Source organism: Nocardia vinacea NBRC 16497, from assembly GCF_000308835.1.
In the GTDB taxonomy this organism is placed as follows: domain Bacteria; phylum Actinomycetota; class Actinomycetes; order Mycobacteriales; family Mycobacteriaceae; genus Nocardia; species Nocardia vinacea.
Window position 1 is genome coordinate 14793 of the sequence record NZ_BAGN01000026.1, and the last position, 21627, is coordinate 36419.

A 21627-nucleotide genomic window follows, 5' to 3' on the forward strand; every position below is an offset into this window, starting at 1 on the left:
CCCCTCGTTGCCGGACTCGCCCAGGTGCGCGCCGTCAGGCGACGGATTTGAACGGGTCGTGCTCCGCCATCAGCTTTTCCATCCGCGCCTCGTCCAAGCGGCGGCTGATGCTCGCCGATTCCTGTTGGTCGCGAACGACCTTCGCCAGGGTGAAGGCGCTCGACACCAGAAACAGCACGGACATGCCGAGGAAGCCGCGCTGTGCGATATCGAGAGGCAGGTAGAAGATGCCGACGCCGGTCCCGAAGAAGCTGACGCCGAACGCGATCGCGGCTTGCGCGAGGAAGGCCGAAGAGGTCTTCGGCCGGGCGTTGGGATTGGTCATGGCATGAAGTCTGCTGATTCGGCGCGCTGCGCAACCGCGTACAACTACTCGAGCGCGTTGGGTGATTGCCGGACGTCGCGGTAAGTGACAGTGCCGCTGGATGATTCGCGAATCGAGTCGGCTGAGTCGGTGGAGCGGCCGTGTGATCTGTGTCGGCAATACCGCGTGGCGCTGTGGGCGACACACCCGTCGACCCGAGTGCACCCGCATACTGTTCGGGTGATGATCGCTACGGACCTGTCGACGCCCGTGCCCGATCCGAACCGCCACGATCCGGGCATCGCGCCGTCGCGCTGACCGATGCTCGAAACCTCGACCACCCTGACGAAGCTGCGTGCGCGCGGCGTCATGGTCGTGCGGCGTGCCGAGGACATCATCGATCTGAACTATGTCGGGCTGGTCTTCGCGACGATCTTCTTCGCACTTTCGGTGACGCCGTCGCTGGTGCCGCGCGACTGGCTGTTCCAGGGCCTGATCAGCGGCATCAATGCCGCGCTCGGCTACGGCCTCGGCTGCCTGTTGGAGTGGCTGTTCCGGCTCTGGGTCCGGCCGCGGCTGGCCAAGCTGCTGCGCGACCGGATTTCGCCGCCGACCTGGGTGCGCTATGCGGTGAAGTCCGCGATCCTGCTCACCGCCGCCGTCACCGCGGCCTTCATGCTGGTGCAGTCGGCCCGCTGGCAGCGCGAGATCACCGCGCTGATGGGCATGGAGGGCACCACCACCCCCGCGTATCTGCGCACGGGATTGCTCAGTATCGCGGTGGGGACCGGGGTGGTCGCGGTATATCGGACGTTGCGCGAGATCATTCGATTCCTGGCCCGCCAGCTCAACCGCTGGGTGCGAGTGCCGCGCGAGCTGGCGCCATCGGCCGGATTCCTGGTTCTGGTGGTGCTGACCGTCACGGTGTTCAACGGCGTCGCCTCACGCGCCTTCTTCGCGGTGGCCAACTCGGCGTTCAGCGTGCAGAACGATCACACCTCGCCGAATGCGGTGCAGCCGCTGCAGCCGGAGCGCTCGGGCAGTCCGGCCTCGCTGGCGAAGTGGGATTCGCTCGGATTCGAGGGCCGCTGGTTCGTCTCGCACGGTCCCTCCGCGGCCCGGATCACCTCGGTCACCGGGAAGCCCGCGCGCGAGCCGATCCGCGCCTATGTGGGTCTGGAGTCTGCGCAGAGCGGCGAGGCGCGGGCTGAGCTGGCGGTCTCCGAACTGGAGCGCACCGGCGCCTTCGACCGGAAGGTGCTGGTGGTGGTCACCACGACCGGGACCGGATGGGTGAATTCCATGGCGGCCGGCGCCATCGAGTACATGTACGGCGGCGATTCCGCCATCGTGGCCTCGCAGTATTCGTATCTGCCCAGTGTGCTGTCCTTCCTCGCGGACCGCGGCAAGGCATCGGATGCGGGTAAGCAGCTGTTCGACGCGGTCTACCAGCATTGGTCGGCGCGGCCCGAGGGGGCGCGGCCGAAGCTGCTCGTGTACGGCGAGAGTCTGGGCTCGCAGGGCTCGGAGGCGGCCTTCGACGGACTCGCCGATCTGCGCTCCAAGGTCGACGGTGCGCTGTGGGTCGGGCCACCGAATTCGAATCGATTGTGGGAGCAGTTCGTTTCGCGACGTGATCCCGGATCGCGCGAGGTCGAACCGCTGTACGCCGACGGCCTGGTGGTCCGATTCGCCTCCGACAGTGCCGATCTCGCGCGTCCGACCACCGAATGGCGGGCTCCGCGCATCGCCTATCTGCAGCACGCCTCCGACCCGATCGTCTGGTGGTCCTCGGATCTGATTTTCTCCCAACCGGATTGGCTCTCCGAACCGCGCGGCTCCGATGTGTCATCGCAGATGCGCTGGTGGCCGTTCGTCACGTTCTGGCAGGTCTCGTGTGACCTGTCCAATGCGCAGGGCGTCACCGACGGGCACGGGCACCGGTACGGCAGTCTGGTATTGGACGGCTGGATCGCCGTGGCGGCACCGCCGGATTGGACCGTGGAACAGTCCGACAAGATCCGGGCCCAGATCGAGGCCGCCGAGGACTACGAGCGCGAGATCAAATGACGTTTATCGGACGCGTTGCGAAAACTGCTGTCGCCGTTGGTATTCCATTGGCATGGAGCAATTGGCTATTGCCGCGCTCGAGGCTGGATCTGCGCGGCCGCACCGCAGCCAATGCCGGATTCGCGACTGGCTACGCACTGGTATTTCGCGGCCGGCCGAACTGGTTGTCCGTGCGAGGGCTCGGTTACGGACTCGCCTCGGCGAGCGTGGTCGCCGCCGGTTATGGTGCGGCCGTTGCCATTCCGGCGCTGCGTGATCGTCTCGGTGGGTTCGCCGACCGGGCTCCGGACGTCCCGCTAGGTGAGTGGGTCGCGGTACATATCCCGATCGGCACCGTCTACAGCGAGGAACTCATCTTCCGTGCCACACTGAACCCGTTGCTGGACAACGAGTTCGGACCCGGAGGCGGTGTGTTGATCGGAGCAGCTACGTTCGGCCTCTGGCACATCTATCCCGCACGCGCTGCGGGTGACAGCGTTCCGGCATCGATTGCCGCGACCGCAGCCGGTGGCCTCCTATTCGACCTGCTGCGCCGCCGCACCGACAGTGCCACAGCCCCCGCTCTGCTGCACTTCGCCATGAACGCCGGAGGTGCGCTTGCGCCGCGAATCGCCGCCCGGTTCGCCTCGGTTCGTGGCCGAAGCAACTGACTGCCGCATCGGCTTGTGTTCGGTGTGGCTGACCGCCGCGTCGGCTTGTGTTCGGTGCGACTGACCGCTGCGTCGGTTCGTGCCCGAAGCAGCTGACTTCCGCGTCGGTTCGTGTTCGGTGCAAGTGACTCCCGCCTCGGCTCGAGCTCGAAGCAGCTGACTTCCGCTTCGGTTCGTGCTCGGTGCAGCTGACTCGCATGTCGGCTTGTGCTCGATGCAGCTGCCCGCTCGACTCGGCCCCGGCGCGCAACAGCTGATCGGCACATCTTCCGCACGCCACGGCAGTGCGGCTGCCGACAGAATGCGCCCCAGATGCGGGACCGGATCCAACCGACCGCTCCATCAGCATTGTCGGAGCCCAGCAGTAATCTCGGCACCGTGGCAGGACGAGGAACGGTGGATCCAGCGGAAATGCGAGCGGCGGTCGAAGCAGTCAGCACCTGGCTGCGCGACGACTCGACATCGGCACCCGCCAGGTCCGAACTCGCGGCCGCGGTCCGCACCACCGTCCGTACCCTCGCCGCCTCCGCACCCGGCCATTCCGTCGAGGTCCGCGTCCCACCTTTCGTGGCAGTGCAGTGCATCGAGGGCCCACGGCACACCCGGGGCACACCACCGAATGTCGTCGAAACCGACCCACGCACCTGGCTTCTACTCGCCACCGGCTTCCTCGACTTCGAGACCGCGGTGGCGAACGGCACAGTGACCGCCTCCGGCAGTCGAGCCGCCGAAGTCGCCCATTGGCTCCCCATCGCCCGCCCTGTCGCGGACTGACACCCGGAATCCGCACCGTGTACCCGGATCTGCGTTCCTGCCGGGACCCGAGGAGCCGAACCCCCGATCGGGTACGAATTCTCGCTAACGCCGCAGGGCCATCTTGATGGTCGGACCGAACCCGAAAGCGGGGGAGGGCGTCGGCTGATCAACCCCAATGGCTTTCGACGTCAGTCGAATCGGGCTACCGCGTGGTCTGGGCGGATCAACTGGTCGAGTAGCGCGGACTTGATGGCCGGCCGCGAGCCGAAGACCAGCGTGAACGTCGCTTCGCGTACTGAGCGCTCGGCGAGGTTGCCGCGGGTGACTGCCCCGCTTCCGACGGCGGTGACCAGTGCCGACGCCGCGCGCACCGCCAGTTCGGAGGCGCGGGCGCGAGCCAGGTAGACATCCGACTGGCCGGTGAGCGCATCGTCGAGTTCGGTTCGGATGCGGGCGGCTTCGGCGGCCGAAGCGGTGGTGTCGATGCCGAGCTGCGTGAGTTCGTCGAGGCAGCGCCGCACGATGCCGAGAGCGAGCGCGCCGTTGCGCCAGGCGGCCAGGATGAAGGAGGCGTTGAAGCTGCGCAGCGAAATCCGGTTGTCCACAGCGGAATCGGGCACCTGGACGCCGTCGAAGGTGAGTGTCACGGTCTTGCTCGCGTCGGCGGCGATGAGCGGGAGCGGGGTGGCATGTACCGCGGGGCTCGGTTCGGCGGGCACCACCACGCTGATCAATGATCCCTCGTCGTCCGCATCGCGCGCCATCACGCCGAGAATGTCCACCAGACCCCACCCGGTGACGAACGGCGCGGTGCCGTCGAGGACATACCCACCGTCGACGCGGCGCGCGATCAAGCCGGGTTGGTCGTTCGCGCCCGCGTAGCTCACACCCGCACGCACCCGTCCGCGCCGCAGATCCTCGGTAAGTCGTTCGCGCAGTACGAGATTCGGTGACGTGGCGACCCGTCGCGCGACCCCGAGATGCTGCGCCCAGACGAAGGTGGTCGTCAGACATCCGGCGACCAGGATCTCACCGGCCTGGGTGAAGGTGGCGATATCCATATCATCGGCCATCGTCGCGCCGTAGAACCCGTACTCGGCGAGCAGGTCGAAATGGGTGCCGGGAATTTCGCCGGTGCGGTCGACCGCGTCGGCCTGTGGTGCGAATATCTCATCGGCCAGATAGCGCGCGTGTTCGATCCACGAATTCACAACACCCATCTTGGTGCATGCCGCGAATCCGGTCGCAGTCGCCACGAGGCTTGCCTCAGCCGCGGGACAGATCGCGCCGATGCAGGCCCCTGTAGTCGTAGTACCGGGTGATGAAGGTGCCGAGTATCAGCCCGATCGAGAGCCCGAGCACCGCCATCCACACCCCGCGTGACAACCCCGCCGGGAAGTTCGCGTCGAAGTAGAGAATTGCGCGCACACCGACGAACACCTGGTGCATCGGCTCGAATTTCGCCAGCCAGCCCAGATATTTCGGCGTCGCCTCGATCGGCACGGTGCCGCCCGAGGAGGGCAGCCCGAGAATGATGAACAGGATCAGGTTGATCAGCAAACCCGCCGAACCGACCGCTGCGAGGATGGACAACCCGGTGATCCCGACCGCCATGATGGCCAACGCGCTATAGAGAAACAGTGTGAGCGGATGATCGATCGGCATATCGAGCAGGCCGGCCACACCGAGGAATACGCCCGCGACGATATTCGCGGTGATCACCATCACACCCCATTTGATCAGCAGCGTATTGAACCGCGAGATCGGAGTGGCCGGAAAATGCACGTACCACGGCCCGTATTCGGTGGGCACGAATCCGAGCGCGGCATCGATCATGGTGTGGATGGTCATCGAGCCGACCAGTCCGGCGAGCAGAAGTAGCAGCGCGTAGAAGAACGCCGTCAAACCCTGTCCGGTGCCGGACGGCAGCGGACGGAACGGCGAGATGACGATGTGCACCGGATCCGCGAGCGCCACCCGCGTCGCACCCGTCAACTCGGGCGCTGCCCCGCCGCTCGGCGGCGTCAACTGCGCATTCACCTGATCGGTCAGCTTCTTACCGACCTGCTCGTTCACCTGGGCCAGCGCCTGGGTGCCGATGGTCGTGACGATATTGGTGACGAACGCACCACTGCGCGGATTCGTCTGCAGCGTCAGCGTCGGGCGCTGGATATCACCGGGCAGCACACTGCCCACGCCGAGAATGCCGAGGCGCTTACTGAAATCGCTGGGAATAAGGATCGCGCCGTACACCGCACCGGACTGCATCTTCAGCTCGGCGTCGTTGATGCCGAGCACCTGCAGATCGACCTTGTCCGCCGGAATGCCCTGCCGCAGCGCATCGGTGATCTGTGTGCCGAAATTCACCTGCTGCCCGCCGACCGTATCGCCGACATCCTGGTTCACCAATGCGATCGGGAAGTCGTGCAGGTTCTGCTCCGGATCGACGACGTAATCCAGATACATCGTGCCGAGCAACGCCATGAACAGCGTGAGTACCGCGATCGGGACCAGCCACATGCGCGCGGTCAACCGTGTATCCGACCCACGGGTGCGCGCACTGTCCGAAGTCGTCACGGCAGGCACGGTAACACCGTGCCGCGCGGAAAAACGGCAGCGTCGCTCCGCGATTGCTGTGCCTACCCGGTGGCGGTGATCGCGGCGCATCATTCACCCGTAGAATGGCCATTGCCCCCAGCCCGCCCGAACAGGGAGCAAACGGTGACCAACGCCGAAATGCCGGTCGAAACTACCCCCGATCAGGTCGAGAACGAACCACGCGAAGAGTGTGGTGTGTTCGGAGTCTGGGCGCCGAGCGAGGACGTGGCCAAGCTCACGTACTACGGCTTGTATGCGCTGCAACACCGCGGCCAGGAGGCCGCGGGCATCGCCGTCTCCGACGGCTCACAAATTCTGGTCTTCAAGGATCTGGGCCTGGTCAGCCAGGTATTCGATGAGCAGACCCTGGCCGCGATGCCGGGTCATATCGCCATCGGCCACTGTCGCTACTCCACCACCGGCTCCACCACCTGGGAGAATGCGCAGCCGATCTTCCGCACCACGTCGGTCGGTTCCGGACTTGCGTTGGGCCACAACGGAAATCTGGTCAACACCGCCGAATTGAGCGCGCGCGCACGCGAACTCGGGCTGATCGGTATGCCCCCGGTCTCCGGTGGTCGTCCCGCGCCGATCACCGCCACCTCCGACTCGGATGTGATGACCGCGCTGCTCGCGCACGCCGCCGCGGATTCGAGCATCGAGCAGGCCGCGATGAAGCTGCTGCCGATGCTGAAGGGCGCGTTCTGTCTGACCTTCATGGACGAGCACACCCTCTACGCCGCGCGCGATCCGCACGGTGTTCGTCCGCTGTGCCTCGGCCGGCTCGACCGTGGCTGGGTCGTAGCCAGTGAGACCGCCGCGCTGGATATCGTCGGCGCCGCCTTTGTCCGGGAGATCGAGCCGGGCGAACTGCTGGCGATCGACGCCGATGGTGTGCGGTCCATGCGCTTCGCCAATCCCGAGCCCAAGGGCTGCGTTTTCGAATACGTCTACCTGGCCCGGCCGGACAGCACCATCTCCGGTCGCTCGGTGCACGCCACCCGGGTGGAGATCGGCCGTCGCCTGGCCAAGGAACATCCGGTCGAGGCCGACCTGGTGATTCCGGTGCCGGAGTCCGGTACCCCCGCCGCGGTCGGTTACGCGCAGGGCTCGGGTGTGCCATACGGACAGGGCCTGATGAAGAACGCCTACGTCGGGCGCACCTTCATCCAGCCGAGTCAGACCATCCGTCAGCTCGGTATCCGACTCAAGCTGAATCCGCTGCGCGAGGTGATCCGCGGTAAGCGGCTCATTGTGGTGGACGACTCCATCGTGCGCGGCAATACGCAGCGCGCGTTGATCCGGATGCTGCGCGAGGCGGGGGCGCTGGAGATCCACGTGCGGATCGCCTCGCCGCCGGTGAAGTGGCCGTGCTTCTACGGCATCGATTTCGCCTCGCGCGCGGAGTTGATCGCCAATGGCGCGGGTGCGGATGACAGTTACGACGACATGGTGGAAGCGGTGCGCCGCTCGATTGGCGCCGACACCCTCGGCTACATCTCCACCGAGGGCATGATCGCCGCCACCGAGCAGCCGCGCTCGCGGCTGTGCTGCGCCTGCTTCGACGGCGATTACCCGATTCCGCTGCCCACCGAGGCGGCCATCGGCAAGAACGTGCTCGAGGGCATGCTCACCGGCCAGTCCGAGGCAATGCTGTTGAGTGAGAACGCGAATGCGAGCGCGCTGAGCCGCCCCTGACGAAAGACGATCGACGAACCCCTCGGCAGTAGCCGAGGGGTTCGATCTTGTTCGGACCAAGTCCCGAGTCTCTGTCCGCCGATGTGCCGTGGCCTACTCGAGACGCATCCAGACCGATTTCGGAGTGAACCTGGTCATTCGTCCGGTGATCCGGCCTTACCTGTGCACGATGCGCAACGTCAGCTAACACCCTCGTGATTTTTCTTTGAAAACGCAACATCCCAGAAATGGATCGTGGGTACGGTGCCCGACATATCGGAAGTTCACCGTGCCCACCGCGGTCCTGTGATCCAGCACACGCGGTGTGGCGCGCTCGAGAAGTGGGGCCTGATGATGAGGGTTTCGAGGAAGCCTGGGCGAGGGAACCGGACGCGACGAATCGCGGCGGTCGGGATGGCGGCGCTGGCCGTCTCCGCGATCGCGGGATGCGGTTCGGGGCGTACCGGAGGTGGTGGTGACGGGGCCGGTTTGGTGGCAGGCACCACGGACAAGATCTTTTCGCTCGATCCCGCGGCCGCATACGACAACGGATCGCTGCTGGTCGAAACCCAGATCTATTCGTATCTGCTGAATTTCGCGCCGGGCGATGCCACACCGAAGCCCGACGCCGCGGAGAAGTGCGAGTTCAGCTCGCCGACGGTGTACACATGCAAGCTGAAGTCGGGGCTGACATTCGCCAACGGAAACCCGTTGACCTCCAAGAGCGTCAAGTTCTCGTTCGATCGCATGCTCGGCATCAATGACCCGAACGGTCCCGCCTCGCTGCTGGGCAATCTCGAGAAAACCGAGATCGTCGATGACCTGACGGTGAACTTCACGTTGAAGGTCGCCAACGATCAGACCTTCCCCGCGATTCTGCCGACCCAGGCCGGTCCGATCGTGGACGAGAAGGTCTTCCCGGCCGACAAAGTGCTGCCGGACGAGGAAGTGGTGAAAACCAAGGGCTACTCGGGCCCATACACGATCGCCAGCTACGACAAGAACAAGCTGGTCGAATACAAGGCGTTCCCGGACTACAAGGGCATCCTGGGCACGCCGAAGACCTCGCAGGTCTCCACCAAGTACTACGCGACCTCGGACAATATGAAGCTCGATCTGCAGAGCGGTGCGCTCGATGTCGCCTACCGATCCTTCACGCCGACCGATATCGAATCGCTGCGCAAGGACAGCAAGGTCAAGGTGGCGGACGGGCCCGGCGGCGAGCTGCGCTACATCGTCTTCAATTTGAACACCATGCCGGGCGGTACCCCGGAGCAGAAGCTGGCGGTGCGCAAGGCCATCGCATCGTCGATCGACCGGCCCGCGCTGGCCGAGGGTGTCTACAAGAACACCTATCAGCCCGCGTACGGCTATGTGCCGCAAGGTATGCCGGGTGCGGCCGAGCCGCTGAAAGATCTCTATGGAGCCAAGCCCAATAAGGATGCGGCGGCGAAATTCCTCTCCGGCGCCGGCGTCGCGACACCGGTGGAACTGAATCTGCAGTACAACCCCGATCACTACGGTTCGAGCAGCTCCGAGGAGTATGCGGCGATCAAATCGCAACTGGAGTCGACCGGGCTGTTCAAGGTGAATCTGCAATCCACCGAATGGGTTACCTACCAGAAGGAACGGGCCCGCGACGGTTACCCGCTCTACCACTTCGGCTGGTTCCCGGACTACCCGGACGCCGATGACTACCTGACCCCGTTCTTCGGCCCCAACAACTTCCTGCAGTCGCACTTCGAGGAGCCGAAGATCAACTCGCAGCTCACCGCGGAGACGACCGAGCAGGACAAGACCAAGCGCATCAAGCTGATCGAGGACGTGCAGAAGGATCTCGCGCAGAACTACCTGCCGACCCTGCCGCTGCTGTCCGGTAAGCAGATCGCGGTGTCGAATCCGAGCGTCAACGGTGTGTCGGACACACTCGACGCGTCCTTCAAGTTCCGGTACACGGTGCTGAGCAAGTGACATCGGGCGAAGCCGGGCCCGACGCTGTTGCCGCCGCTGAAAAGCAGGCAGCGGATCGGGCCCGGCGCTTCGGGCTGCCATGGGTCGGGAAGTCGAGTGGGGATTCCCGGCAGCTGGCGTTGTTGCGGTACTTGGTGATTCGGCTGTTCTTGATCCTGCCGACGGCGTGGATCCTGGTCACCGTCGTGTTCTTCCTGATGCGGGTGATCGGCGATCCGATCAGCGCCGCGATGGGCGGACGGATGACCCAGGAACAGATCGAAGTGCGCAAGGAGGCCGCCGGTTTGAACCGGCCGATCCTGACCCAGTATTGGGAGTACATCTCCGGGCTGATGCACGGGGATTTCGGTCACTCCCAGGATAATCGGCAGATCAGCGAGGTGGTGACAACCTACGGCGCGGCCACCCTGGAACTGGTGTTCTGGGCGCTGCTCGTCGCCTTCGCGGTCGGTGTGCCGCTCGGCAGATACGCTGCGACACACCGTGATTCGACCGCCGACGCCGGGCTGCGGTTATTCGCCATCCTGGCCTACGCGGCGCCGGTGTTCTTCGTCGGTCTGCTGCTGAAGCTGATCTTCGCGGTGAAGCTGGAGTGGCTGCCGGTCGCCGGCCGGGCGAGCACTCCCGTCGAGCTGCAACTGCAGCATGTTTCGCCGAAGACCAACATCATGGTGGTCGACGCGATCCTCTACGGGGACAACAGCTATCTGATCGATGTGCTGAAGCATGCGATATTGCCCGCGGTCGCACTCGGTCTGTTGACGGCGGGGATCTTCCTGCGCCTGGTGCGCGTCAATCTGATCCAGACGCTGCACAGCGAATTCGTGGACGCCGCACGGGCCCGCGGACTTTCGGCGCGGGTGGTGACGGGGCGACATGCCGTGCGCAACGCGATGATTCCGATCATCACGGTGATGGGCATGTATATCGCGACGCTGCTCGGCGGTGCGGTGCTCACCGAGACCACCTTCGAATGGAAGGGGCTGGGTTATCAGCTCGCGGAATACCTGCATCAGCGCGATTTCATCGCGGTGCAGGGCATTGTCGCGTTCCTGGCGCTGGCCGTCGCGGTCATCAGCTTCCTGGTGGATGTCATCGTCGCGCTGATCGACCCGAGAGTGAGGTTCTGATGACCGCTCCGGAATTGGCGAACGAGCCACTGGTGATGCCGCCGGTGCCGCCGACGAGGCGCAGGCGGATCCCCGGATTGCGGCTGTTCACGATGACCGCCGGATTGCAGCGGGTGACGCTGATCGTCGGACTCGGCCTCGTCGCGGTATTCGTATTCGTGGCGATCTTCGCGCCGCTGATCGCACCGTATGGGCTCGCCCAGAACTCTTCGGACGGTGTCGCTTTCGTCGCACAGCAACCGCCGTCGGGGCAGCATTGGTTCGGCACCTCGGTGCGCAGCGAGGATGTGCTGTCCCGGGTGATCTTCGGCGCCCGTACCGCGCTATTCGTGATCGCGATCTCGCTGGTGATGTCGCTGGTCATCGGAGTACCGCTGGGATTGGTGTCCGGGTACATCGGACGTGCCCTCGACCGGGTACTCGTACTGTTCATGGACGCCATCTACGCGTTCCCGACCCTGCTGCTCGCGATCGTCGTGTCCATCGTGGTCGCGGGTGGGCAGTCGAGCAGTTTCGGCGGCGTGCTGTCGGCCGCCGTCGCGATCACGGCGATCTATGTGCCGCAATACTTTCGGGTGGTTCGCAATGCGACCGTCGCGGTGAAGAACGAACCGTATGTGGACGCGGCCAGGGTCACCGGTGCGTCCACCACTCGAATCATGTTCCGGCACATCCTCGCCAACGTCACCCAGTCGCTGCCGGTGATCGTCACCCTCAACGCGGGCGATGCCATCCTGACGCTGGCCGCGCTCGGCTTCCTCGGTTTCGGTATCGAACCGACCCAGGCCGCCGAATGGGGTTACGACCTCAATAAAGCGCTTTCCGATGTGTCCAATGGCATTTGGTGGACGGGCATCTTTCCCGGTACGGCCATCGTGCTGGTCGTACTGGGCTTGACCCTGGTCGGTGAGAGCCTCAACGAGGTCCTCAATCCTTTGCTGCGCACCCGCCGGGCCCTCGCTCCGGCGACGGTCGCCACCGACAGCCTCGGCGCGAGCGGTTCGGTCACCGTCCTCGAAAAGGACGTTCCCGCATCCGAACTCACCGCCGCCGAACTGGATCTGGTCGAAAAGGACAGTGCCACAGATAAAGACGGCTCGACCGGGGAAGGAGCATCGCAATGACGGAAGCGGTAGCCGAGACCAAGCGTCCGGCGCTGTCCATCGACTCACTATCGGTCACATTCGCCACCGACGCCGGTCCCGTATACGCGGTCAGCAATGTCTCCTACGAGGTGTTCCCCGGCGAGGTACTGGCCATCGTCGGGGAATCCGGCTCGGGCAAATCGGTGAGCTCGCGCACCGCGATCGGACTGCTGCCGAATACCGCGCGGGTCGAGGGCCTGGTCACCCTCGGCGCGGACAAGGTCACCTCGATGAGCGAGCGGCAGCTCACCGCGCTGCGTGGCGGCGCGATTTCGATGATCTTCCAGGAACCGGGTCGCGCACTCGATCCGCTGTTCACAGTGGGCTATCAGATCGCCGAAGCACTGCGGGCGCACAGTGATATGAGCCGCAAGGCCGCCAAGGCCAGGGCGATCGAACTGCTGCGCATGGTCGGCCTGCCCGATCCGGAGCATCGGGTGGACTACTACCCGCATCAGCTCTCCGGTGGTCAGAAGCAGCGCGTGATGATCGCGATCGCGATTTCCTGCGAGCCGAAGGTGATCATCGCCGACGAACCGACCACCGCACTCGATGTCACCGTGCAGGCCGAAATCCTGGAACTGTTGCGCGATCTGCGCGATCGCATCGGCAGCGCCATCGTGCTGATCACGCACAATATGGGCGTGGTCGCCGATATCGCCGACCGGGTGGTGGTCATGCGCGACGGCAAGGTGGTCGAGCAGGCGCCGGTGGACGAGCTGTTCGCGGCACCCAAGCAGGAGTACACCCGCAAACTCCTCGCGGCCGTACCGCATTTGGGTACCGAGCAGTTGGAGCACGGTGCGGTCGAGGAGGTCGCCGCCGGCGAGCCGGTGCTCGAGGTGACCGATCTGGTGGTGCAGTTTCCCGGACCGTTCGGCAGACCGCCGTTCCGTGCCGTGGACAACGTGAGTCTGTCGATTCGGCCGGGTGAAACCCTCGGCCTGGTCGGCGAATCCGGTTCCGGGAAGTCGACCATCGGCCGCTGCGTCGCGGCCTTGCAACGCCCGACCTCCGGGGTCGTGAAGGTACGCGGACAGAACATCGCGGAGCTGTCGCAGCGGCAGCTGCGGCCTATTCGCCGCCGCTTCGGATTCGTCTTCCAGGATCCGGCCAGCTCGCTGAATCCCCGGCTCACGGTCGGCGACTGCGTGGCGGAGCCGCTGATCGTGCACAAGGCGGGCAGTTCGGCGGAGATCCGGGCGCGAGTCCGCAAGCTACTCGATGACGTGCAGCTGCCCGCGGGCACCGAACGCCGCTATCCGCACGAATTGTCCGGCGGCCAACGCCAGCGCGCCAGCCTGGCCAGGGCGCTGGTCCTCGATCCGGACCTGCTGGTGGCCGACGAGCCGACCAGTGCGCTGGACGTCTCGGTGCAGGCGGCGGTGCTGGAGCTGTTCGGGCAGCTGCAGCAGGAATGCGGCTGGGCCTGCCTGTTCATCAGCCACGATCTGGCAGTCGTCGACCAGCTGGCCGATCGGATCGTGGTACTGCGCAACGGCGCGGTGGTCGAGCAGGGTGATCGTGATCGCATTCTGCGTCGTCCGGAGCAGGAGTACACCCGGCGACTGGTCGCCGCGGTGCCGGTGCCCGATCCGGTGGAGCAAAGGCGGCGTCGCGCTGAGACGGCCGCATTGTTCGCCACCGAGCAGGGCGACTGAATGCACGGGGGAGCCGTCGCGTTTGTCCTGGTCGTGGCCATCCAGCACGATGTCCGCTGCAAGCTTGTTATCCGGTTCCGGTAGCGTGAGCTGGCATCTATCCGCCGATTCGGTTTGGAGCTCTCCCCGAAAATGACTGAGCAGACCCCCAGTGGTGCCAGTGCCTCGTACGCCGCAGCCGGCGTGGATATCGAGGCAGGTGACCGCGCAGTCGAGTTGTTCGGGCCATTGGCGAAGAAGGCCAGCCGACCCGAGGTGCAGGGTGGGCTCGGCGGATTCGCCGGGCTGTTCGCACTGAAGGGTGGCTACCGCGAGCCGTTGCTCGCGGCCTCCACCGACGGGGTCGGCACCAAGATCGCGGTCGCCCAGGCGATGGACAAGCACGACACGGTCGGCCTCGACCTGGTCGCCATGGTCGTGGACGATCTGGTGGTCTGCGGCGCCGAGCCGCTGTTCCTGCAGGACTACATCGCCATCGGCAAGGTCGTCCCGGAGAAGGTGGCCGAACTGGTCTCCGGCATCGCGGAGGGCTGCGTGCGTGCGGGCTGCGCACTGCTCGGCGGCGAGACCGCCGAACATCCCGGCCTGATGGATCCCGACGACTACGACCTGTCCGCGACCGGTGTCGGCGTGGTCGAGGCCGATTCGGTGCTCGGTCCGGACCGGGTGCGCCCCGGCGATGTGGTGATCGCCATGGGCTCCTCGGGTCTGCACTCCAACGGCTACAGCCTGGCGCGCAAGGTGCTGCTCGATATCGACCGGATGTCGCTGACCGGCCATGTCGAGGAGTTCGGCCGCACTCTCGGTGAGGAGCTGCTCGAGCCGACGGTCATCTACGCCAAGGACTGCCTCGCGCTGATCGCCGAAACCGATGTGCGTACCTTCGCACACGTCACCGGGGGTGGCTTGGCCGCGAATCTGGGTCGCGTGATTCCCGCGGGCATGGTCGCCGAACTGGATCGCGGCACCTGGAATCCGGCGCCGGTATTCAAGATGATCGCGCAGCGCGGCCGGGTCGACCGGGTCGAGATGGAGAAGACCTTCAATATGGGCGTCGGCATGGTTGCCGTGGTGGCGCCCGAGGACGTCGACCGGGCCCTGGCCGTGCTGACGGCACGGCACATCGCCTGCTGGACCCTCGGCACCGTCAAGAAGGCCAAGGACGCCGACGCGGTCCGCGCCGTACTGGTCGGCGAGCACCCGCGCTTCTGAGTCTAATTCGCAGTGCCTTCGGCGCTGCGTGTTCGCGGCCCCCGGGTGTCTCGCGTCCGAGCCGTCGAGACTCGCGACTTCGTCGCATGCGCTTCGACGACTCGGCTGTGTTCGATGGCCGCGCCTTCGGCGCGGACGCGAGACGGGCCGCGAACGGCGCTCGTAAGACTCGCGCGTAGTGGTTCCGTTTGTCGCGCATGGAAATTCACAACAGCGTCCCGCATCGTCGGATGCGGGACGCTGTTGTTGTGCAAGCCTCGAATGGTTAGTCCGGTCACGCGGCGTCAACGGGTGAAGGGGGAGGCCCGTCGGCCTCCCCCTTCGTCGTCTACCGAGTCAGCGGCGCCAGTCTTTGTAGTCGTCGTCCTCGTCCCAGCGGGATGAGGATTCGTCCGCGTCGTGCTCATCGGACAGCACACCACCACTCCGCTGGGAGGTGGGGCTACCCGAAAGCTCGCGCTGAAGGCTCGCGAAGTCAGTCGGCGCGGAGCTGTACTTCAGCTCGCGTGCGACTTTGGTCTGCTTTGCCTTAGCCCGGCCACGGCCCATGGCTGACCCCCTCGCGTCACTGCGGGGCGGCCTGGGGTTTGTTGGCGGCCCCGTTCGAATTAATACTCTTCCTGACAGACACTTTAGCGTGTGTCAGGCGGTCGCGCTTCCAGGAGTGGCGGAAGAACTCCGGAAGTGGCGCCGTTTGCCCGGTTGTCGCCGTCGGGCCGCCCCCTCAGACGACCCCGGGAATCGCTCGGATGACCCCCACCCTGGCACCGCCGCCGAGCACCGGCGGCGCCGCGAGTTCGGCATGCGCGGCGGTCCATTCGACGCCCATGCGATGCAGAATGGCCAGCGTCAGGGGGATTCGCGCACGGTCGTGACCATCGGCGATCTTGTATGCGAAGGCCGTTCCGTCCGGTAGCGCCCCGGCGTGCACACCGTCCGCGCCGATCTTGCAGACCAGGCCGGGAGTGGCCTGCATGGTCAGTAAATCGGGTGCGTTCGTGCCGGAAATCACTCGCGGATTGGCGCGAATCGCATCGGCGACGCGCCGCTCCGGCGAACCGGGCGCGGCGGTAGCCATGGCCGCGAACGCACGGGCCAGATTCACCAGTGAGACCGGAATGATCGGTAGTCCGCAGCCATCGATGCCGAGGTCGGTTTCGGGTTCGCCGGTGAGGTCGGTGATGGTGGCGATCACCGCTTGTTGCAGCGGATGCGCCTGGTCCAGATAGCCCTCGGTGGGCCAGCCGTTGACGGCGCAGGTGGCGAGCATGGCCGCGTGCTTACCGGAGCAGTTCATGTACACCCGACGGGGTTCGGGTAACGCCTCGGCCCGTGCACGCTCCTCCTGCGGCAGGTCGGGCGGGCATTCGAGGGACTTCTCGTCGAAGCCGAAACGATCGAGCAGGCGCTCGACCAGGGCGACGTGATCCGGTTCGCCGTAGTGCGATGCGGTCGCGATGGCCAGCTCGGCATCGTCGAGCGGTTCGAAGCCGTTGCGCAGCAAGGTGATCGCCTGCATGGGCTTGTTGGTGGAACGCGGGAAGATCGGGACGTGCACCTCGCCGAGGGCGAGGGTCGGTTCGCCGTCGGCGCCGAGGATCACCACCGAACCGCTGTGCACGCATTCGCGGAAGCCGGAGCGGACGACCTCGACCAGCTCGACGGTCATAGCTCGGCTCCTGTCGGCTCGCCCTGCTGGTGGGCGCTTGCCGCATCGACCTGCTGCTGGTTGGTGCTTGCCGGATCGGCCCGGTGTCGGCGGGTGCTTGCCGCATCGACCCGCCGCTCGCGGGCACGGCCGGCATTGGTGTGGCGGCGGCCGTGGCGCTCGATCTGCATCCGCACATCATCGGAGATGGTCGGTTCGGTCGCCAGCAGAATCGCGAGAAGGTCCGGATCGTGGCCGGTGAACAGGTCGCGGACGGTGATGCCGTGGTCGGGTGTGTGCACGATGCGGACCTCGTCGCCCGCACCGATCGTGCCCTCGGTGAGTACGCGCAGGTAGGCGCCGGTATCGCTCTGCAACGTGAACCGTTTGACCCAGTGGGACTCGCCGGACCAGTGCTGGAAGGTCGAGCACGGCACGCGGGGCGCACTCACCTCGAGCAGGGTGTCCCCGATGGTCCAGCGCGCACCGATCACCGCATCGCTGACCGGGAGTCCGGCGATGCGCAGATTCTCGCCGAACCAACCCGCGGGCAGTTCGCGGCCGAGTTCCTCGCCCCAGCGCCGCGCGTCCTCCTCGGCATAGGCGTAGACGGCCTGATGCACGCCGCCGTGATGCTTGGTGTCGCACACATAATCGCCGTCGAGACCGTGGGCACGCGCGGCGACGCGATGGGGAACAGGTCGCTTGTCGATGGCTGTCCGGCCTACGCGGGTCGGCACCTCCAGTTCGGCATGGACGACGCACACGGCAAGCACCCGAGCGCTATCGGGCTGCATCAACGGCCACGCAACCGGTCGACGGCGATCCGACCCGCCTGGGGTGCGTCGTCGGAGGGGACCGAATCCGGATCGATGGCGGCGGCGGTCGGGCCCGCGACCAGTTCGGTATCGGCCGGGATGGTGCGTTTGATCAAAGCCAGTGCGATGGGACCGAATTCGTAGTGGTCGATGACGGTGCCGAGTCGGCCGACAGTACGACCGCCCGCAGTGACGTCCTCGCCGGTTGTCGGGCGTTCGTCGGCCGAGCCGTCGAGATGCAGCAGCAACAGGTGGCGCGGCGGCTTGCCGAGGTTGTGTACCCGGGCCACCGTTTCCTGGCCGCGATAGCAGCCCTTGTCCAGGTGCACCGCACCGTGTTCGGCGATGCCGCCGATCCAGTGGGCCTCGTGCGGGATGGTCCGTTCGTCGGTGTCGAGTCCGATCCGGGGGCGCAGTGCCGCGACGCGCAGCGCCTCGAAGGCCCACATGCCCGCCGGTTCGGCGCCGGCGGCGGTGAGGCGAGCCCAGCGGTCGGCGAGCTGGTCGCGTGGGATGACCAGGTCGAAGGAGTCCGCGGTCGGCCACGGCATGCGGCGCAGGAACCCGCCGTCCGGCAGTGGCACCGCGTCGTAGGTCTCCGGGAGGGTGGAAATGCCGAGCGCTTCGGTCATTTCGGTAATGCGTGGACCGAGCAGGCTCAGCACCGCATGATCGGCGGCCTCGACCGGTTTGGCATCAGCCCAGAAGACCATCTTCGCCAGGAACTCCAGCAGCGCCGGTCCGTGCTCGCCTTCGGTGTCGATCCACACCGTGGCGTCCAGCTCGGTGAGCACGAAATGGTGCAGCACCCGGCCGTTGAGATCGAGGTCCAAGTTCTCGGCGGACCGACCGTCACCGAGGCTCGCGATGTGCTGGCTGCTGATGGTGTGCAACCAGGTCAGCCGCTCGGCCCCGGTGATTTTCAGGACGAAGCGATGCGATCGGTCGACGATCGCCACTCGCTCCGCGGCGGCGCGCTGTTCTCGGAAGGGATCCCCGTAATGCCAGGCGACGGCGGCATCCGGTGAACCGGCCGCTCCCGCGACGGCGCCCGGGACAGCGAGGATAGGACTGGGTGCTACGACCACGGACACATAAACCACTCTAAGCGCGAACCCGATTGCTCGCTTTCAGCGGCCTATCGAGTAGTGCGGGACGTGCGTTGCTCAGCGACCACGACGGAGCGAGTCTTACGAGCGATGTTCGCGGCCCGTCTCGCTTCCGAGTGGCCGAAGCGCATGCGACGAAGTCGCGAGTCTCGGCCGCGCCGCTAGCGACTGCTTGCAGGTCGCTCGAAAGGGTCAGCCGCGAGACAGAAGGGGGCCGCGAACACGCAGCGCCGCAGGCGCTGCCAATCCAGCACAGTCCTAGGCGCGGTCAACGAACAGCGCCTACGCTCGACCCATGGTGGATCGAGTTCTTGTAACACTCGACGGCGCCGTCCAGGATCCGGACGCGCCGTTGTTGTTTGCCGACGACATCGGCGTACTGCGCGGTGACGGTGTCTTCGAGTCGGTTTTGGTTCGTGCCGGTGACGCGTGCGCGATCGAATTTCATCTAGGCCGACTGCGTCGTTCGGCGCAGGCGCTCGATCTACCCGAGCCCGAGTTGGGTAAATGGCGAGACGCGGTCGAGACGGCGACGAAGGAATGGGGGACCGACCGGGAAGGCCTGATGCGGCTGGTCCTCACCCGTGGGCGCGATACCGAGCTGTCGGCTCCGTCCAGTGTCACCTCGGGTGACCTCGCGGCCGCGGTGCCGGTGCCGACCTCCTATGTGCTGGTGCTGCCGGTGCCGGAACGGGTGCAGAAGGCGCGCACCGACGGCGTCGCGGTGATGTCGCTATCGCGCGGGATCTCGGTCGATCTGGCGCAGGCCGCGCCGTGGCAGCTGCTGGGTGCGAAGACGCTCTCCTATGCCACCAATATGGCGGCGCTGCGGTTCGCGCAGCGGATGGGCGCCGATGACGTGATCTTCACCAGTACCGAGAACCGGGTGCTGGAGGGGCCGCGCTCCTCGGTGGTGATCGTGCGCGATAAGCAGTTGATCACCCCGCCCGCGAAGAACGGCGTCCTGCCGGGGGTTACCCAGCGCGCGCTGTTCGCCGAGGCCGAGAAGGCGGGGTGGAAGTGCAGCTATGACTCGTTGTTCACCGCCGACCTGTTGACCTGCGACAGCATTTGGCTGGTGTCGAGCATCACGCTCGCCGCGCGGGTGAATTCACTGGACGGATTGCGCATGATGGCGCCGGACAATGCGGGCGAAATCATCGAATTGGTGGACCGAGGAGTGGAGCGGGCCGGGGCCATCGGCGATTGGTGAGGTCGCCGGGCCGTGATCTTCGTCCTACGACAACGTGTAGGAGTACTCGGCGAGCTCGGAAAATGGGTCGTTGAGGGTGGGTTGCGCCGGTGTGTCGTGGCGTAGGACTCCTTGATGGTTCCTTTCCCGGGCGTACTCTTACTACGTAATGTCGTAGATCGGCGGGAGGTCGGTTTTGAGCGTCCTGGACTTATCGCGTTGGCAGTTCGGCATCACGACCGTCTATCACTTCATCTTCGTGCCGTTGACGATCGGTCTGGCACCGCTGGTGGCGGGTATGCAGACCGCTTGGGTGATTACCGGCAAAGAGCACTGGTACCGGCTGACCAAATTCTTCGGGAAGCTGTTCCTGATCAATTTCGCACTCGGTGTCGCGACCGGCATCGTGCAGGAATTCCAGTTCGGCATGAACTGGAGCGAATACTCCCGCTTCGTCGGTGACGTCTTCGGCGCACCGCTCGCGCTGGAGGCGCTCGTCGCATTCTTCCTGGAATCGACCTTCCTCGGTCTGTGGATCTTCGGTTGGACCCGGCTGCCGAAAATGGTGCACCTGGCGACGATTTGGTTCGTCGCGATCGGGGTGAATGCCTCCGCGTACTTCATCGTCGCGGCCAATTCGTTCATGCAGCATCCGGTCGGCGCCAAATACAACCCGGAGCGCGGGCGCGCCGAACTCACCAGCATCTGGACGGTACTCACCAATAACACGACGCTGGCGGCCTTTCCGCACGTGGTGGCCGGAGCATTCCTGACCTCGGGAACTTTTGTGGTCGGCATCTGCGGCTGGTGGATGGTGCGCAATGCGCGCAGCAGTGACGCGACCAAAGTCGCTGAGGCGCAAACGATGTGGCGCTCCGGCGGACGCGGCGGCCTTTGGGTGATCGTCATTGCCGGCGTCGCGCTGTTCTTCACCGGTGACGTGCAGGGCAAGCTGATGTTCGAACAGCAGCCGATGAAAATGGCTTCGGCGGAATCGCTGTGCAATACCGCAACCGATCCGGACTTCTCCGTGCTGACCATCGGCACGCACAACAACTGCGACAGCGTGACGCACGTGCTCGAAGTGCCCTATGTGCTGCCGTACTTGGCCAAGGGCAAGTTCAGCGATGTCACCCTGGACGGTGTCACCGATCTGCAGCACGCGTACAACGCGAAGTTCGGCCCTGGCGACTACCGGCCCAATCTGTTCGTCACCTACTGGTCCTTCCGCGCCATGATCGGCCTTTCGGCCGGTGCGATCCTGCTCTGGTTGGTCGGCCTCTGGCTGACCCGCGGTGGCCGGATCACCGATAAGCGCTGGTACTCGTGGCTGTGCCTGATCGCCATCCCGACCCCGTTCCTGGCCAATAGCGCGGGCTGGGTCTTCACCGAAATGGGTAGGCAGCCATGGGTTGTCGCGCCGAATCCGACCGGTGACCAGAGCCTGCGGCTGATGGTGCAGCAGGGCGTCTCCGACCACGTCGCGGGCACGGTGATCACCTCGCTCGTGGTGTTCACCCTGCTGTACGGCGCGCTCGCGGTGGTGTGGTTCTACCTCATGCGGCGCTACACGGTCGCCGGACCAGAGCCCGCGAAGATTCCGACCGGCGGACCAGACGATACGGGCGGTAGTCATCAGGCCGGAGAACCTGCCGTCGAACAGCTTTCGTTCGCCTATTAGGAGCC

18 protein-coding genes are annotated in these 21627 nt (G+C 65.5%); 11 read left to right on the forward strand and 7 right to left on the reverse strand.

The window, feature by feature from the left end:
* Positions 1-34: 34 nt before the first annotated feature.
* Positions 35-325, reverse strand: coding sequence for a YiaA/YiaB family inner membrane protein (locus ON44_RS03665; protein ID WP_040686363.1), 291 nt, complete (start codon positions 323-325; stop codon positions 35-37).
* 300 nt (positions 326-625) lie between these two features.
* Here ON44_RS03665 and ON44_RS03675 point away from each other — a divergent pair, with 300 nt between their 5' ends.
* From ON44_RS03675 to ON44_RS03685, 3 genes are all read left to right on the forward strand, one after another.
* Positions 626-2374: an alpha/beta hydrolase gene (locus ON44_RS03675; RefSeq protein WP_040686365.1), complete on the forward strand. Its 1749-nt coding sequence runs from the start codon at positions 626-628 to the stop codon at positions 2372-2374.
* Positions 2371-3024 (forward strand): CPBP family intramembrane glutamic endopeptidase, encoded by a 654-nt coding sequence (locus ON44_RS03680; protein ID WP_040686366.1) that lies wholly within the window; start codon positions 2371-2373, stop codon positions 3022-3024. The genes ON44_RS03675 and ON44_RS03680 overlap by 4 nt, the downstream gene beginning before the upstream one ends.
* 411 nt (positions 3025-3435) lie before the next feature.
* The gene (locus ON44_RS03685) at positions 3436-3798 is read left to right on the forward strand and encodes a sterol carrier family protein (RefSeq protein WP_040686367.1); all 363 of its coding nucleotides are present in this window, start codon (positions 3436-3438) and stop codon (positions 3796-3798) included.
* A gap of 170 nt (positions 3799-3968) precedes the next feature.
* Here the strand turns inward: ON44_RS03685 and ON44_RS03690 are convergent, their stop codons facing one another.
* Together ON44_RS03690 and ON44_RS03695 are read right to left on the reverse strand one after the other, a co-directional pair.
* Entirely contained in the window at positions 3969-5036 is a 1068-nt protein-coding gene (locus tag ON44_RS03690; protein ID WP_245566997.1) for an acyl-CoA dehydrogenase family protein, read from the reverse strand.
* A 10-nt stretch (positions 5037-5046) separates the two neighbouring features.
* Entirely contained in the window at positions 5047-6300 is a 1254-nt protein-coding gene (locus tag ON44_RS03695; protein ID WP_040686382.1) for a YhgE/Pip domain-containing protein, read from the reverse strand.
* Positions 6301-6516: 216 nt separating this feature from the next.
* On the opposite strand from ON44_RS03695, the gene purF reads away from it, so the two are divergent.
* The 6 genes from purF to purM all read left to right on the forward strand — a co-directional run bounded on the left by purF (position 6517) and on the right by purM (position 15174).
* Positions 6517-8076, forward strand: a complete 1560-nt coding sequence (gene purF, locus ON44_RS03700; RefSeq protein ID WP_051181476.1) for an amidophosphoribosyltransferase — start codon at positions 6517-6519, stop codon at positions 8074-8076.
* A 393-nt stretch (positions 8077-8469) separates the two neighbouring features.
* The gene (locus tag ON44_RS03705; RefSeq protein ID WP_051181467.1) at positions 8470-10026 is read left to right on the forward strand and encodes an ABC transporter substrate-binding protein; all 1557 of its coding nucleotides are present in this window, start codon (positions 8470-8472) and stop codon (positions 10024-10026) included.
* 119 nt (positions 10027-10145) lie between these two features.
* On the forward strand, positions 10146-11156 hold the full coding sequence (locus tag ON44_RS03710; RefSeq protein ID WP_245566998.1) for an ABC transporter permease: 1011 nt from the start codon (positions 10146-10148) through the stop codon (positions 11154-11156).
* A 35-nt stretch (positions 11157-11191) separates the two neighbouring features.
* The gene (locus tag ON44_RS03715) at positions 11192-12280 is read left to right on the forward strand and encodes an ABC transporter permease (protein ID WP_085998476.1); all 1089 of its coding nucleotides are present in this window, start codon (positions 11192-11194) and stop codon (positions 12278-12280) included.
* The gene (locus tag ON44_RS03720) at positions 12277-13962 is read left to right on the forward strand and encodes an ABC transporter ATP-binding protein (protein WP_085998473.1); all 1686 of its coding nucleotides are present in this window, start codon (positions 12277-12279) and stop codon (positions 13960-13962) included. The genes ON44_RS03715 and ON44_RS03720 overlap by 4 nt, the downstream gene beginning before the upstream one ends.
* 132 nt (positions 13963-14094) lie before the next feature.
* Entirely contained in the window at positions 14095-15174 is a 1080-nt protein-coding gene (gene purM / locus ON44_RS03725) for a phosphoribosylformylglycinamidine cyclo-ligase (RefSeq protein ID WP_040686369.1), read from the forward strand.
* Positions 15175-15510: 336 nt separating this feature from the next.
* On the opposite strand, the gene ON44_RS03730 is transcribed toward purM, so the two are convergent.
* The 4 genes from ON44_RS03730 to ygfZ form a co-directional block, all read right to left on the reverse strand.
* Entirely contained in the window at positions 15511-15723 is a 213-nt protein-coding gene (locus ON44_RS03730) for a DUF3073 domain-containing protein (protein ID WP_040686370.1), read from the reverse strand.
* 175 nt (positions 15724-15898) lie between these two features.
* Positions 15899-16843: an asparaginase gene (locus ON44_RS03735; RefSeq protein ID WP_040686371.1), complete on the reverse strand. Its 945-nt coding sequence runs from the start codon at positions 16841-16843 to the stop codon at positions 15899-15901.
* Positions 16840-17619 (reverse strand): MOSC domain-containing protein, encoded by a 780-nt coding sequence (locus ON44_RS03740; RefSeq protein WP_083897636.1) that lies wholly within the window; start codon positions 17617-17619, stop codon positions 16840-16842. Before ON44_RS03740 ends, ON44_RS03735 begins: the two co-directional genes overlap by 4 nt.
* Positions 17619-18734: a CAF17-like 4Fe-4S cluster assembly/insertion protein YgfZ gene (gene ygfZ / locus ON44_RS03745; protein ID WP_040686388.1), complete on the reverse strand. Its 1116-nt coding sequence runs from the start codon at positions 18732-18734 to the stop codon at positions 17619-17621. The genes ON44_RS03740 and ygfZ overlap by 1 nt, the downstream gene beginning before the upstream one ends.
* Positions 18735-19044: 310 nt before the next feature.
* Between ygfZ and ON44_RS03750 the strand changes: the two genes are divergently transcribed.
* Together ON44_RS03750 and ON44_RS03755 are read left to right on the forward strand one after the other, a co-directional pair.
* On the forward strand, positions 19045-19962 hold the full coding sequence (locus tag ON44_RS03750) for an aminodeoxychorismate lyase (RefSeq protein WP_040686372.1): 918 nt from the start codon (positions 19045-19047) through the stop codon (positions 19960-19962).
* Positions 19963-20137: 175 nt separating this feature from the next.
* Complete coding sequence (locus ON44_RS03755) at positions 20138-21622, forward strand: cytochrome ubiquinol oxidase subunit I (RefSeq protein ID WP_040686373.1); 1485 nt, start codon at positions 20138-20140, stop codon at positions 21620-21622.
* Positions 21623-21627: the final 5 nt, after the last annotated feature.

Bases quoted from the DNA above. Each gene is read 5' to 3' on its own strand.
- ON44_RS03665 (WP_040686363.1), bottom strand. From the start codon at position 325: ATGACCAATCCCAACGCCCGGCCGAAGACCTCTTCGGCCTTCCTCGCG.
- ON44_RS03675 (WP_040686365.1), top strand. From the start codon at position 626: ATGCTCGAAACCTCGACCACCCTGACGAAGCTGCGTGCGCGCGGCGTC.
- ON44_RS03680 (WP_040686366.1), top strand. From the start codon at position 2,371: ATGACGTTTATCGGACGCGTTGCGAAAACTGCTGTCGCCGTTGGTATT.
- ON44_RS03685 (WP_040686367.1), top strand. From the start codon at position 3,436: ATGCGAGCGGCGGTCGAAGCAGTCAGCACCTGGCTGCGCGACGACTCG.
- ON44_RS03695 (WP_040686382.1), bottom strand. From the start codon at position 6,300: ATGTGGCTGGTCCCGATCGCGGTACTCACGCTGTTCATGGCGTTGCTC.
- purF (WP_051181476.1), top strand. From the start codon at position 6,517: ATGCCGGTCGAAACTACCCCCGATCAGGTCGAGAACGAACCACGCGAA.
- ON44_RS03705 (WP_051181467.1), top strand. From the start codon at position 8,470: ATGGCGGCGCTGGCCGTCTCCGCGATCGCGGGATGCGGTTCGGGGCGT.
- ON44_RS03715 (WP_085998476.1), top strand. From the start codon at position 11,192: ATGCCGCCGGTGCCGCCGACGAGGCGCAGGCGGATCCCCGGATTGCGG.
- ON44_RS03720 (WP_085998473.1), top strand. From the start codon at position 12,277: ATGACGGAAGCGGTAGCCGAGACCAAGCGTCCGGCGCTGTCCATCGAC.
- purM (WP_040686369.1), top strand. From the start codon at position 14,095: ATGACTGAGCAGACCCCCAGTGGTGCCAGTGCCTCGTACGCCGCAGCC.
- ON44_RS03730 (WP_040686370.1), bottom strand. From the start codon at position 15,723: ATGGGCCGTGGCCGGGCTAAGGCAAAGCAGACCAAAGTCGCACGCGAG.
- ON44_RS03735 (WP_040686371.1), bottom strand. From the start codon at position 16,843: ATGACCGTCGAGCTGGTCGAGGTCGTCCGCTCCGGCTTCCGCGAATGC.
- ON44_RS03740 (WP_083897636.1), bottom strand. From the start codon at position 17,619: ATGCAGCCCGATAGCGCTCGGGTGCTTGCCGTGTGCGTCGTCCATGCC.
- ON44_RS03750 (WP_040686372.1), top strand. From the start codon at position 19,045: ATGGTGGATCGAGTTCTTGTAACACTCGACGGCGCCGTCCAGGATCCG.